Source organism: Pseudomonas sp. C5pp (assembly GCF_000814065.1).
Classification (GTDB): Bacteria; Pseudomonadota; Gammaproteobacteria; order Pseudomonadales; family Pseudomonadaceae; genus Aquipseudomonas; species Aquipseudomonas asiatica.
In genome coordinates this window covers 1-13,474 of the sequence record NZ_JWLN01000045.1, presented here as the reverse complement: position 1 = coordinate 13,474, position 13,474 = coordinate 1, and the positions used below count along the sequence as shown (strand labels likewise).

General features: G+C 64.0%; 11 protein-coding genes and 1 pseudogene. 4 read left to right on the top strand and 8 right to left on the bottom strand.

Translation table 11 applies throughout. The annotated features are described in order from the left end of the window. Positions 1 to 53 precede the first annotated feature (53 nt). The gene (locus RR51_RS25835) at positions 54 to 1,175 is read left to right on the top strand and encodes a cupin-like domain-containing protein (protein WP_039615129.1); all 1,122 of its coding nucleotides are present in this window, start codon (positions 54 to 56) and stop codon (positions 1,173 to 1,175) included. Between the two features lie 40 nt (positions 1,176 to 1,215). Here RR51_RS25835 and RR51_RS25830 read toward each other — a convergent pair whose 3' ends face one another. The 3 genes from RR51_RS25830 to RR51_RS25820 form a co-directional block, all read right to left on the bottom strand. Next, on the bottom strand, positions 1,216 to 2,607 hold the full coding sequence (locus RR51_RS25830) for an aspartate aminotransferase family protein (RefSeq protein ID WP_039615128.1): 1,392 nt from the start codon (positions 2,605 to 2,607) through the stop codon (positions 1,216 to 1,218). 217 nt (positions 2,608 to 2,824) lie between these two features. Further along, positions 2,825 to 4,147: an ATP-binding protein gene (locus RR51_RS25825; RefSeq protein WP_039615127.1), complete on the bottom strand. Its 1,323-nt coding sequence runs from the start codon at positions 4,145 to 4,147 to the stop codon at positions 2,825 to 2,827. Further along, positions 4,144 to 4,827, bottom strand: coding sequence for a response regulator (locus RR51_RS25820; protein WP_039615126.1), 684 nt, complete (start codon positions 4,825 to 4,827; stop codon positions 4,144 to 4,146). The genes RR51_RS25825 and RR51_RS25820 overlap by 4 nt, the downstream gene beginning before the upstream one ends. Before the next feature lie 298 nt (positions 4,828 to 5,125). Here RR51_RS25820 and RR51_RS28710 point away from each other — a divergent pair. The 3 genes and pseudogenes from RR51_RS28710 to RR51_RS25805 all read left to right on the top strand — a co-directional run bounded on the left by RR51_RS28710 (position 5,126) and on the right by RR51_RS25805 (position 7,116). Continuing rightward, positions 5,126 to 5,835: pseudogene (locus RR51_RS28710) on the top strand (polymorphic toxin type 15 domain-containing protein). A 19-nt stretch (positions 5,836 to 5,854) separates the two neighbouring features. Further along, on the top strand, positions 5,855 to 6,466 hold the full coding sequence (locus RR51_RS25810) for a GAD-like domain-containing protein (RefSeq protein WP_039615125.1): 612 nt from the start codon (positions 5,855 to 5,857) through the stop codon (positions 6,464 to 6,466). 23 nt (positions 6,467 to 6,489) lie between these two features. Further along, positions 6,490 to 7,116, top strand: coding sequence for a GAD-like domain-containing protein (locus RR51_RS25805; RefSeq protein ID WP_039615124.1), 627 nt, complete (start codon positions 6,490 to 6,492; stop codon positions 7,114 to 7,116). A 16-nt stretch (positions 7,117 to 7,132) separates the two neighbouring features. On the opposite strand, the gene RR51_RS25800 is transcribed toward RR51_RS25805, so the two are convergent. From RR51_RS25800 to RR51_RS25780, 5 genes are read right to left on the bottom strand one after another with little or no spacing between them, the layout of a single operon-like run. Next, positions 7,133 to 7,699: a nucleotidyltransferase family protein gene (locus RR51_RS25800; protein WP_015271120.1), complete on the bottom strand. Its 567-nt coding sequence runs from the start codon at positions 7,697 to 7,699 to the stop codon at positions 7,133 to 7,135. Continuing rightward, positions 7,696 to 8,667 (bottom strand): XdhC family protein, encoded by a 972-nt coding sequence (locus RR51_RS25795; protein WP_039615123.1) that lies wholly within the window; start codon positions 8,665 to 8,667, stop codon positions 7,696 to 7,698. The genes RR51_RS25800 and RR51_RS25795 overlap by 4 nt, the downstream gene beginning before the upstream one ends. Positions 8,668 to 8,670: 3 nt before the next feature. Then, on the bottom strand, positions 8,671 to 9,882 hold the full coding sequence (locus tag RR51_RS25790; protein ID WP_039615122.1) for a cytochrome c: 1,212 nt from the start codon (positions 9,880 to 9,882) through the stop codon (positions 8,671 to 8,673). Positions 9,883 to 9,884: 2 nt separating this feature from the next. Then, positions 9,885 to 10,421, bottom strand: coding sequence for a (2Fe-2S)-binding protein (locus tag RR51_RS25785; RefSeq protein ID WP_013973477.1), 537 nt, complete (start codon positions 10,419 to 10,421; stop codon positions 9,885 to 9,887). Further along, positions 10,414 to 13,245 (bottom strand): xanthine dehydrogenase family protein molybdopterin-binding subunit, encoded by a 2,832-nt coding sequence (locus RR51_RS25780; RefSeq protein WP_039615121.1) that lies wholly within the window; start codon positions 13,243 to 13,245, stop codon positions 10,414 to 10,416. Before RR51_RS25780 ends, RR51_RS25785 begins: the two co-directional genes overlap by 8 nt. Positions 13,246 to 13,474: the final 229 nt, after the last annotated feature.

Here is a 13,474-nt window from a genome sequence, read left to right as displayed (position 1 = left end):
TTGGTGCAGGCACTCGTTATCCCTGCACAACGAAAGACCGCCAGAGGCATACCGTGGACCTTCAGAGCATCCTCAGCAAACTGTTCGCCAACGCCCATGCCGTGGGCATCGAAGGCGTTTTCCAGTTCGTCTTCGGCCAGGACCGGGCCTTCTGGTCGGAGGTGCGCGACAGCAGCCGCACCGGTGCCGGCCGGCACAGCGCCCCGGACGTTACCATCGAGGTGGCCGAGCGTGACTTCCTCGGCATCATGGGCGGCACCGCCAACGTCGAAGAACTGTTCGCCAGCGCCCGCCTGAAGATCAGCGGCAACATGGGTTTGGCCACCCTGCTGCCGCAGATCATCAGCAACTGCCGGCGCGGTGCGCCGGCGACCAAGGTGTCAATGAACCAACGCTACCCGACACCGGCACGCCTCAGCGAACGGGTATCGGCCGCGCAACCGGTGCAGCGCGAGGTGGCACGCATTGCCCGCGCCGACATGCCACTGGCGCGCTTCCAGGGCGATTACCTGGAGCACGGCACGCCGGTGGTCATCAGCGATGCCCTGCAGGACTGGCCGCTGTTCACCATGGGCCGCGAAGCTTCGCTGGAGCATTTTGCCGAACTGCAGGGCATCACCCGGCACGGCGACTACGTGAAGAAGACCTTCTCCACCGACCGCGACTTCCGTTCCACTTCCATGGCCGACTTCATCGCCTCGCTGGACACCCCTGCCAAACCCGGCGAAACCCCGGCCTACATGGGCAACAACATCGTGCCGGAAAAGCTACTGACGCTTATTCGCTACCCGCAGTACTTCGCCCGCGAGAAGTTCATTGCGCCGCGCATCTGGATCGGTCCCAAGGGCACACTGACGCCATTGCACCGCGACGACACCGACAACCTGTTCGCACAGGTATGGGGGCAAAAGTCGTTCATCCTTGCCGCGCCGCACCATCGCCCGGCCCTGGGTACCTGGTCGACCAGCCCCAAGGGCGGCCTGGACGGCTGCGACTTCAACCCCGACGCCCCGGACTACCAGCGCTTCCCGGCGGCGCGCGAGGTGCCGTTCCTGCGCGTGGTGCTGCAGGCCGGTGACCTGTTGTTCCTGCCCGAAGGGTGGTTTCACCAGGTGGAGTCTGTGACCACCTCGCTGTCGGTGAACTTCTGGGTGAATTCCGGACGCGGCTGGTAGCCGGGATTGCCAGGGGCCGCTGCGCGGCCCCGGCAATCGATCAGACCGCCGCGATCAACGCCTCGGCAAAGCGCTGCGCGACCTCGTCGATCTGCTCGCCACTGATGATCAACGGCGGCAGGAAGCGCACCACTGCCCCATGCCGCCCACCGAGTTCCAGGATCAGCCCGCGCTTGAGGCACTCGCGCTGCACCTTCGCCGCCAACTCACGGTTGGCCGCCGGATGCCCAAGCGCATCCCGCCGGCCTTGCGGATCCACCAGTTCCACCCCAAGCATCAGGCCACGCCCGCGAATATCACCCAACTGCGGATAATCCCGCTGCAACTGCTGCAGGTGCTGGCGCAGGCGCTGGCCCATGGCCTCGGCATGCTCGGCCAGGCGATGCTCGACCAGGTAATCGATCACTGCCGAACCCGCCGCCATGGCCATCTGGTTACCACGGAAAGTGCCGGCGTGGGCGCCCGGCTTCCAGGTATCCAGCCAGTCGCGGTACACCACCACCGCCAGCGGCAGGCTGCCGCCAATGGCCTTGGAGAAGGTGACCGCATCCGGGATGATACCGGCATGCTCGAATGCGAACATGCGCCCGGTGCGGGCAAAACCGCTCTGGATCTCATCGACGATCAACGCCACACCGGCCTGCTCGGTGATACGGCGCACACCCTTGAGCCACTCGATATCGGCCGGGATCACCCCGCCCTCGCCCTGCACCACCTCGAGGATCACCGCCGCCGGCAGCGGCACGCCGCTTTCCGGGTCGAGCAGCAGGGTTTCCAGGTAATGCAGGTTGGCCCTGACCCCGGCTTCGCCGCCCAAGCCGAACGGGCAACGGTAGTCGTAGGGGTACGGCATGAACTGCACACCGTTGCCCAGCAAGGCCCCCAACGGCTGCTTCGGCCCATGGCTGCCCATCAGGCTCAGCGCCCCCTGGCTCATGCCATGGTAGGCGCCCTGGAAGGCCAGCACGGTGCTGCGGCCGGTGGCAGTGCGCACCAGCTTCAGCGCTGCTTCCACCGCATCGGTACCGGTCGGGCCGCAGAACTGGACCTTGGCCTCACGGCGCAACGCCTCGGGCAGCACACCGAACAGGTCCTGGACGAAGCGGTCCTTGACCGGCGTGGTCAGGTCCAGGGTGTGCAACGGCAGCTCATCGGCCAGTACCCGCTGGATCGCCTCGACCACCACCGGGTGGTTGTGGCCCAGCGCCAGGGTGCCGGCGCCGGCCAGGCAGTCGATGAACTGGCGGCCTTCGACATCCTCCACATGGATGCCACGGGCGCGCTTGAGCGCCAGCGGGATGCGCCGCGGGTAGCTGCGGGCGTTGGACTCCTGTTGTTGCTGGCGTTGCAGCAAGGGTGAATCGGTGAACTCGTACAAGGCACGCGGCGCGCTGGCCGGCGGGACCTTGGCAAGGCAGGAAGCGGTGGACATGGGTGAATCCTCGCAAGCAAGCGAAAGTGCGGGTGTTCGTCGCTTGGAAAACGCTTGAGTGCGGGGAGGATTTAGCGGTTGCTGTGGGATTTTTGAAAGCAGGCCCGGCCTCTTCGCGGGTAAACCCGCTCCCACAGGATTGGCACATATCTCAGGGTTGATGCAGTACCTGTGGGAGCGGGTTTACCCGCGAAGAGGCCGGCACAGGCAATAAAAATCAATGCCCCGAGCGCGCCGGCACTTGCAACAACACCCGCAACCCATCACTGCGGCTGTCGAACTTCAGGCTACCGGCACAACGCTGCACGATCGCCTGTACGATCGCCAGCCCCAGCCCGCATCCACCACTCTGCCCGTTACGCCAGAAGCGCTCGGTCAGGTGCTCAAGGTCCGCCTCGGCAATCCCCGGCCCATGGTCCCGCACCATGAAGCCCACCTGGCCGTCAGCCATCTGCACCTCGAGCTCCACCGCCTCATCGCCGCCATGGCGCAAGGCGTTGTCCAGCAGGTTGCGCAGCGCCGCCACCGCCAACGGTGCCGGCATGCCCAGGTAGATCTGCGTAGCGGAGTCAGGCAAGCGCAGCACGATGCGCCGGTTGTCACCGCCGCCGGCATCCTGCACCGCCTGCCGGGCCACCTGCTCGGCGCTGCACTGTATGCCATCCTCGAACGACAGGCTGCCCTCCACTCGCGCCAGCATCAGCAACTGCTCCAGCGTGCGGTGCATGCGGTCGGCGCCCTGCTCGGCATGCTCCAGCGCCTGCTCGCGCACGGCGCCATCGGTCATCCGTGCTACCTGCAGGTGGGTCTTGATCGCCGTCAGCGGGCTGCGCAGTTCATGCGCGGCATCGTCGGTCAGGCGCCGCTCACGCTCGATGGTCTGGGCAATGCGCAGAAACAGCTGGTTCTGGGTTTCCAGCAACGGTTGCAGTTCGCTGGGCATGCCCGCCACCTGCAGCGGCTCGACGCTGTCCGCGCGCCGGCGGCGCAGGGCATCGCGCATGCGGTTGAGCGGCTCCAGGCCCTTGCCCAGGCCGATCCACAACAACCCCAGGCTGCCAAGCAGGGCCATCAGCACCGGCGCGGAGGCCGCCAGCAGGATCGACTGGTTCAGTGCCTCTCGCTCCATGTGCCGGTCGGCGGTAGTAATGCGCACATCGCCATGGTTGTAGGTAAAGGTGCGCCACAGGGCGTCGTCGATGGTCTGGTCTCGGAAACCACTGCGTTCATCGTCCATGACGCCATCGTGCTTGTGGTTGCTGGCGAGAATCTCGCCACGCAGTGAGCTGACCTGACAGGCCATGCCGTCCGGCACGCTGAACTGGTCGGCGGAAAAGTGCGCCTCCCCGCCCTTGGCGGTCAGCGGCTGCGGCAGCTGGTCGATAAGCCCGGCGACCATGCGCGCCGAAGCCACCAGGCGCTGGTCGAGGGAGAACATCATCTGCTGGCGCAGGTCGCGCAGCATCCACGCGGCGGCCAGCGCCCAGATGATCACGAAGGCGCTGCCCAGGATCAGGCTCAGGCGTACCCGCAGGCTCATGATGCGGCTTCCTCCGGCGCCTGCGCCGGGCCAAGGCGGTAGCCCAGGCCGCGCACGGTCTCGACGATGCCGTTGCCCAGCTTGCGCCGCAAATGGTGGATATGCACATTCAGGGCATTGCTCTCGACTTCGTCGCTGAAGCCGTACACGCAGTCTTTGAGCTGCTCGCTGGACAGCACCCGCCCGGGGTTCTGCAGCAGCGCCTGGAGCAATGCCTGTTCACGCCGGGACAGGTCGACCGGCAGGCCGGCCAGGGTTGCCTCGCAGCTGCTCGGGTCGTAGCGCAGCGGGCCGTGTTCGATCACATTCACCGCCCGCCCGGCTACGCGCCGCAGCAGGGTGTGCAGGCGAGCAGCCAGCTCGCGCAGGTCGAACGGTTTGAGCAGGTAATCGTCGGCGCCGGCCTGCAGGCCATCGACCCGGTCGGTGACCGCATCACGGGCGGTGAGCACCAGCACTGGCAGCGTCTCGCCTTTCTCGCGCAGGCGGCGCAACAGCTTCAGGCCGTCTTCGTCGGGCAGGCCAAGGTCGAGGATCATCACGTCGAACTGCGCGGCCTGCAGCATTGCCCGTGCATCGGCGGCGTTGCCCACACGGTCCACGGTCAGGCCCTGGGCAGTAAGGCCGGCGCAGATGCCGGCGGCAATCAGGTCGTCGTCCTCGCAGAGCAGAACGTGCATGGTGGGGCTCCCGGAATGGTGTAGCTGGCATTGCACCTTGGGCGGATTAAGGGGGGATTATGGACCTTTTGTGGGGGATTGGGGATGTGTGGCGCCTGCGGCAACGAGCGCCGCGCAACTGCCACATGCTCCCGGGAGCGACAAACATTTGAAGCCCCACCCAAGGCCCACCCCGACAGCCTAACTCCGCCGAACACGCCGGAAACGAAGTCGTATTTTCCTACAACTGACTCAGAAACTTCCGATCCGAATCCATGATGGGATTTCCCCCCTGCACACGCTGTCAGGGAGACACCTCATGTACCTGGATTACCTCGTGCCCTCCTGGCACGAGATCGAGTCACGTGTCATCGCCATGGTGGGCTACCAAAGCGGTGGCCAGTTCGGCACCAGCCTCAATGAAGAGGTCGCCTCGCTGGGCCTCAACCTGCGCCGGATCGAAGCCGTCCGCACAGCCTTCTACCACGCCGAATGGCAGGCGGCGCACATGCTGCGCCAGCGCTTCGCCGACCTCGACATCAACAGCATCGTCGACGAACTGCTGATGGTCGTGCGGCAGATGGCGATGATCGTCGCCGGCAGTTTGAACGGCAGTTGAAGGGGCAGCAGGATGGGTTGAATCGGCTGACGGTTGAGGAGTTTTTAGAAAACGTTGCCAATCCCGTAAAGCGAAACCCAATTGTAGCGCGCAAAGCTCGTAAACAGATGCAAGACAAGTTAGAGCAACGGATACTGGACGACTTGCCAGACGATTTGAGCCCACGTGAAGCCCAAAGGACGGCTGCAAAATTAGCGAAGGAGACGATGGCAACGCTCGCGGCATTGCACAACCCGGACCTGACCGCTGGAGGAAGAGATGTCATTGCCGATTTCGGTGACAAACAAGTCAACTCCACCATTGGCCCACAGTGGAAAAGCAAGATCAAGGGTATGCAGCAAGCTGCCGAAGAAGCATTGAAATCAGGTGGAGATGCCTCCTTCATGAACATCAAACTGATCAAGTGCTAGATTGATATGGAGCCAAATGATGGATGACGTCTATTCCGTCTTTATCGATACAATTGGACCACCTATTCACAGGCAAGAGGTTCCTCCTTCAACCATCGAGCGTTACAGGAGAAAGCTGCCGAAGAAATTATTGGAACATTGGACGACACATGGCTGGTGTGGATATGGTGATGGTATTTTTTGGACCGTCGACCCCCAAGAGTATGAAGGCGTCGTTGCATCTTGGATTGACGGCACGTCCCTGGCCGAACACGACACCTACCATGTGATCGCGCGCGGGGCGTTTGGCGACCTCTACTTATACGGAGAGAGAACCGGTTTCTCACTATGCATTGCGAGCCATATCTCACACTATTGCGGCAACAACCGCCGAATAGCAAACATTGACAGGCACGTTCAATCTTTCTTTCTACAGGTTAAAAAGGACAGCAATGACTTCGAGGATTTATTCGAACCATCAAGAAACAATCTAGGCCCACTCAATCACGATGAAATGTATGGTTTCGTCCCTGCACTCGACTTCGGCGGAAAAGCAAGACTGGAGCGAATTGAAAAAGTAAAAACAATTGAACACTTGATTATGCTTTCACAACTTTCGGCACTCGAACCCTACAGCTTCTCCGACTTCTAAACACTTAAAAAGGACTTAATCAAATGGACGTCATCTTCAGCATCTTCCTCGAAACCTTCGGCGACCCCGTCGGCCACCAACCAGTACCGCCCTCTGCCCTCGATCATTACCAAGGCAAACTCCCCAATCGTCTCCTGGATTACTGGCAAGAGCACGGCTGGTGCGGCTACGGTGGTGGCCTGTTCTGGCTGGTAAACCCTCAGGATTACGAAGACGTAGTAGCGTATTGGCTGTCAGGCACGCACTTCGAAGCACGCGACACTTATCACCTCATCGCCCGTAGCGCTTTTGGCGACCTGTACCTGTGGGGTGAGAACACCGGCTCGGTGCTGACCATTGCGGCGTACCATTCCCGTTACCTCGATGGCGCCCACAGCTCAGGCGACGAAGAGCGGGACAACAAGATCCACGGCCTGCTCATGTGGCTGATGACCGAATGCATCTATTTCGACGACCTGTTCGAACCCGCCAGGGAACGGCTCGGCACGTTGGCCGCAGACGAAATGTATGGCTTTGTTCCTGCCTTGATGCTGGGAGGGTCAGACAGCCTCGAGCGGCTTGAAAAGCTCAGAGCAGTCGAGCATCTGGTACTGCTCGCCCAACTGAGCGAGCTTCAACCCTATGAGCTGGCTGACGAAGAAGATGAATAGGCCCTGACAAGTGCGTTCACCGGTGCACCGCATCAGGCTTGTCGACATCCAGCAGCACACCGGTATCCGGCACTTCTACCCTGACACAACTCGCCGGGTTGGCCTTGACCACCGAACGCGCCCCTTCATCGCCGGTCAGGCGCGCAAGCGCCGGCCAGAAATCGCGCCCGAACAGCACAGGATGCCCTTGCTGCCCTTCATGGCAAGGCAACACGATGGTCGACGCGCTGGCCCTGGAAGCCAGCCGGGCAAGGGTTGCCTGCTCCAGCCAGGGCATGTCACCCAACAGAATCGCTACTGCCTGCGCCTCGCTGTCGGCCAGCGAGGCGGCGCCGGCCGCCAGGCTATGGCCCATGCCCAATGCGAAGTCCGGGCTGGAGATGACCCGGCACCCCGCAGGCAGCCCCAGATCCACGCCCCGCTCCCCCTCGCGCAACACCACCCGCACATCGTCGAACACTGCACAGGCCCGCTCCACGCTGTGCACCAGCAAGCTGCGACCATCAACCAACAGCGCCCGACGCTTGTCAGCCCCGAAACGCACGCTGCTGCCAGCAGCCAATATCAGTGCAACCACGCTCACAGCGCCTCCCGCTCGATACCATTGCGCACGCGAAGGATATCGGCCAGCACCGCCAAAGCGATCTCGGCCGGGGTCTTGCTGCCCAGGTTGAGGCCGATCGGGGCGTGGATGCGGCCCAGTTCGACCTCGGCCAGGCCACCGATCCGCCGCAGGCGTTCGCGGCGCTTGTCGGAGGTGGCCCGGGAGCCCATCACACCGATATAGAACGCCTCGGTGCGCACCGCTTCGAGCATGGCCAGGTCATCGATCTTCGGGTCGTGGGTCAGTGCCACCACCGCAGTGTCGGCATGGCAACCGCCATGGGCGATGAACTCCGATGGCAGCTCGCGGCGCACCTCGATGCCATCCAGCCGCACGCCGTCGAGCACTTCGTCACGCGGCTCGCAAAGGATGACTTCGAAGCCCATGCCCTTGCCGAACTCGGCACAGAAATGCGCGACGCTGGAGTATCCGGCCAGCAGCAGACGCTGGGCGGCCCCCACACGCAAGCGTACACGGGCACTTTCACGTTCCACACGCGGCCCCTGGCTATGGTCATCGGCAAGCAGGCGCCTGCCCTCGGGCAGGCTCACTTCACGCAGCACGCGGCGCTGGCCCTGCAATGCGCTTTCCAGCTCACGCAGGTGCGCCTGTACCTCGCATTCGGCCGGCAGGTTCTCAACCAGCACTTCCAGCACGCCGCCACACGGCAGGCGGATGCTCGAACGCGAGTCGCTGCCATCGCCATAACGCACGATGGCCACCGGCTCGGGAAACTCCCCCCGGCCCACGCGCTCGAGAAAGTCGTCCTCGACGCAGCCACCGGACAGCGAACCCAGCCACTGCCCGCTGGCGTTCACCGCCAGCAGCGAACCCGGCGCACGGGGCGCCGAGCCGTAGGTGGCGAGCACCGTGCACAACCACACCCGCTGGCCGCCGCACGACCACTGCAACGCCTGGCGGACCACCTGTAGATCGAGATGCTGCACCCTTTACTCCGCCTTCAGCTCGGCGAGCTGCTGTACGCTCAGGTCACCGGGCAATCCACCCCAGGCCTGGCGCAGGTAGTTGACCATATCCGCCACCTGCTGGTCATCGAGCTTGTCGGCAAAGCCCGGCATCGGCTGCATGCGCTCGAAGCCGGTGAACTGCTGTTCACGGATGCCTTCGAGGACCACCTTGACCAGGTTGCGCGAGTCGGCCTGGCGTAGCACCGTGTTGCCACGCATGGCCACGGCGATGTGCGGCTTGCCCTCGCCGTCCACCCCATGACAGCCGGCGCAGACGTTCAGGTACTGCTGGCGGCCGCGCCTGGCGCTGTCGCTCATCTGCTCCAGTGCCACCGTCTGGATGGCCTTGGCCGGCGGTGGCTGGTCGCCAAGCAGGTAAGTGGCCATGGCCGCTAGGTCGGCATCCTCCAGGTGCTGGGTGCTATGGTGCACCACCGGGAACATTTCGTTGAACATGCTGCCCTGGGCACTGATGCCGTGCTTGAGGAAGGTGGTCAGGTCCGGCTGGGTCCAGCCGCGCTCGGCCAGGTCCTGGGCCAGCAGGCTCGGGGCCAGGTAACCACCCAGCAGGCCGCCGCTCAGGCGCTGGTCTTGCTGCAACGCACCGATCGGGTTGCGCGGGGTATGGCACTCGCCGCAATGGCCCATGACTTCGACCATGTACTGCCCACGCTGCCAGGCCGGGCTTTTGCCCTCGGTCGGCTGCAACTGCACGCTTTTACCGTACAGCATGTTCCAGCCGCTCAGCCCCTGGCGCACGTTGAACGGAAAGCGCAACGCAGTCTGCGGTGCCGGGCGGTTGATTGGCGGCACGGTCATCAGGTAGGCAAGGATCGCGTCCGAATCTTCGCGCTTGATCAGGTGGTACGAGGTGTACGGCATCGCCGGGTAGAGGTTGGCGCCGTCCTTGCGCTTGCCCTCGGTTACCGCGGCGAAGAATTCGTCGGCGCTGTAGTTGCCGATGCCGTACTGCTTGTCCGGGGTGATGTTGCTGCCGTAAATGGTGCCGAACGGCGAATGGATCGGCAGGCCGCCAGCATAAGGCGCACCGCCTTCAGCGGTGTGGCAGGCCATGCAGTCGGCCGCGCGGGCCAGGTATTCACCGCGCTTGACCTGCGCCTGGTCGGCTGCCTGGGCAAGCGAGGTAACGGCAAGCCCGAAAGCCAGCGCCATTGCGCTACGAACAAGACCCATGCTCAACCCTCCTTGACCAGGCCGAGGTCGTTGAGCACCGTGCGGGTGGCGTCGTAGTAACGCACGTAGCCGGTGCAACGGCAGATGTGGTGGCCCAGGCTCGCCTCGATGCGGTCTTCCACCTCGCTCTTCTTCAGCGGCTGGCGCTGGGCAGTTTCCACCAGCACCGTGGCGGCATTGACGAAGCCCGGCGCGCAGTAGCTGCACTGGAAGGCGAACAGGTCGACGAACTTCTGCTGGATCGGGTTCAGCGTGAGGTTGCCGGCCTCGTCCTGTTTGGCATGGCCTTCGATGGTGCGGACCTTCTTGCCCTCGAAGTAATGCGCGCCGGTAATGCAGGTGCGCACCTCCTCGCTGGTGCCGTCGGGGTTGTCGACGATCACCACGCAGGCGTGGCAGATGCCCTGGCCGCAGCCCAGGCGCGAGCCGGTGAGGTTCTGGTGTTCGTGCAGGTAGTCGATCATCGCCAGGTCGTCGGGGACCTCGACCGGGCCGACCGGTTGACCGTTGAGGGTCAGTTGCAGTGGACGGTTAGCCATTGAGGGCCTCCTTGATACGGGCTGGGGTGATGGGGAGATCGCGAACGCGCTTGCCGATGGCATGCGCGACGGCATTGCCGATGGCACCGACGACCGGGATCATCACTACCTCGGCGATGCCCTTGGACGGGTCGGTCGGTGACAGCGGCGGGAGGATTTCGCTGGTCTGCTGCCACACCGCCACGTCGCGCGCATGCGGCAGGCGGTAGCGGTTGAAGTTCCAGTCGCCCTCCCCGGGCCCGCCCTCGTACAACGGCATTTCTTCGGTCAAGGCATGGCCGATGCCCATGGCGATACCGCCCTCGAGCTGGCCCTTGACCAGTTCCGGCACCAGCACCCGGCCGCACTCGACCCAGCTGTGGTGGTTGAGTACCTGCACTTCGTGAGTGCCCTTGTTCACCTTGACTTCGACAATGGTCGCCACCGGGCTGTAGTAGGTGACCATGGCGTTGTTCAGCTGAGTGTCGGGGTAGGCGGCGTTCTGCCGGTCGAGCAGGTGGTAGCCGTGGCTGCTCATCTGCGCCTTCTTGGCGCTCACCGCGCCATCGCCGTATTTGACTGCCACCGCATCGAGCGGGAAGCGTTCGCGCACGCCATCGATGACGAAGTCGGCCTCGGCCCAGCTCCAGCGGTTGAAGCCGTGCACGCTGACGCCGGTGACCAGGCCCATGTCATGGGCCTTTTGGGCCAGCTGGGCGAACGGGATCGGTGACAGGCCGTTGCCGGTCAGCTCACCGTTGACCCATACCGCATTCTCGCGGCGCACCACCAGCGGGTTGGCCTGGCCGCCGTACGGGCCCTGGCGCCAGATGGCCATGGCCGCCGGCCACAGACCGTGGTTGAACAGCACGCGTGCCGCTTCGCGGGTGGCATGGCTGAAGTAGAAGGCCGAGTTGGTCGCCGACGACGGCGAAGCAAGCTTGCCGACCCAGCGCGGGTTGCGCAGCGCGGCGTCCTGCTCGGGCTGGCTGATCAGGTAGGGGTTGCCGCTGGTGGTCAGCTGCAGCTCCGGCCATTCGGTGACCGCGGTCTTCACCTCGTCGGCCGAGCGGCCGAGGAAATCGCTGACAACCAGGGCCTGGGAGGTGGACATGCCGGTGCCCAGCTCGGTACCGATGTGGCGCAGGCTGATGCGCCCGTCGCGGCTGAATTCGATGCTGGCCATGGGGGCTTCGGAGCCGGTGCCGAAGTCTTTCTGGCAGATGGCAAAGCCCACGCCATACCAGTGGTCCGGGTCCTTGGCATCCATCTGCTGCTTGCGCGTGTCGCGGTTGCGCCACCAGTCGTGCACGGCGGCCTTGTCGAGAATCTCGTACAGGCGCAGGGCGCCAGCCGGGACCGCGCCCTGGGTGTTCTTCATGCCCGATTTCAGCGCGTTGGCGCGGCGCAGGTCGATGGCATCGACGCCCAGGCGCCCGGCGATCTCATCCACCATCATTTCGGTGGCGGCCATGGTCTGCAGGGTGCCGTAGCCGCGCATGGAGCCGGCCTCGACGCCACGGGAATGATAGGCAGTGACCGACAGGTCGTTCTGCGGCATGTAGTAGATCGACTGCGCTGCCGTGGCACCCACCGCTGCCACCGACGGGCTGTAGTTGATACGCCCGCCGCCGTCGCAGCTCATGTCGGCGCGGAAGATCTTGAAGCTGTTGTCCTTCTTGTCCACCGCCAACTGGTAGCGGATATCGAAGGCATGGCGCTTGATGCCGCTCTGGAACTGCTCGTAGCGGTCATTGGCCAGGCGGATCGGCACACCGGCGCCATACAGCGCGGCCACGGCGGCGTAGAAGACGAAGATGTTGTTGTCTTTCGAGCCGTAGCCCACGGTATAGCCCGGGTGCATGTTCAGCGTGTTCAGGGCGAAGCGCGACGGCTTGATCATGTGCACGCATTCCTGCGCCACTTCGAACGGGCACTGGGTCGCGACCACGAAGTGCAGCGTGCCGCTGGCCGGGTCGTACCAGCCGTTGCCGTTGTCCGGCTCCAGGGCGGCCGGCTCGATGGACGGCGTCTTGTAGCGCTCGTCGAACACCAGCCAGTCCTCGGGCGGGTTGTCCAGTTGCTCGGCCATGCGCTTGGCATGGAACAGGCCCTGCTCGGTCAGGTCGCCATGCTGGTTGGGCTGCTTCGACCACACCGGCTTGCGGTTGAGGATGGTAGGGAACAGCATGGAATTCTTCAGGCTGGAGAATTCATCGTCGTCGAACGGTGTGGCACCGCCCACGCGCACGAAGCGGAAGCTGCCGTAGGGGTCGCGCTGGTACAGCGGCGCCTGGGCGCCATAGCGGATCGCCTGGTCATTGAACTGCAGCTTGCGCTTGGCCTGACGGAAGCGCTCGAAGTCGTGCCAGATCAGGATCGCCACCGGGTGGCCGATGAACATCGGCACCTTGCCGGGCGGCAGCAGCGGGTCGGGCGAGTGGGCCTCGGGCCAGGCGATGCCGTCCTTTTCCAGGTCGGCAGCGGTGACGATGCGGTCCGGCTGCAGGTCGGCACCAAGCAGGCTGAGGTCATGGCCGGCATAGATACGATCGGCCTTGGTCGCCTTGAGCAGCAGCGCATGGCCCTGCTGTGCGGGCCAGCCGGGCATGTCCTTGGCACGGATGTCGCGAGCGAACACCTTGTCGCCGCACACCTTGGACAAGGCATCGTTACGGAAACGTGCCTTGCCATCATGGTTCATCCACTTCTGCGGCGAGGTGGTGACGCGTTCCTCCATCAGCGCGGCGAATGCCTGGCTGCCGAGCGGCGCCATGGTCACGCCGACACCAGCGATCAGGCCGCCTTGCAGGAAGGCGCGCCGGGAAATATCACGGTTGGACATGCTTGATCCTCTGGGCAGCAGGGGGTCTGCCCTTTTTTTGATTCTGGTACTAGCCTGAAAAGCTGACCTGTACGTCAACTTTACAGCAATTGTGTTGGCGCAGGCAAAGTCAAGTCGACAATATGTCGCGACATGTCTGGGATCTGGGGCGGAATTTGCTCTGGGGCTGGTAGGTGTTTGTCTTAGGATCTTCGGCGCCTGGGAGATCGAGCGCCGCCGCGGCGGCGCT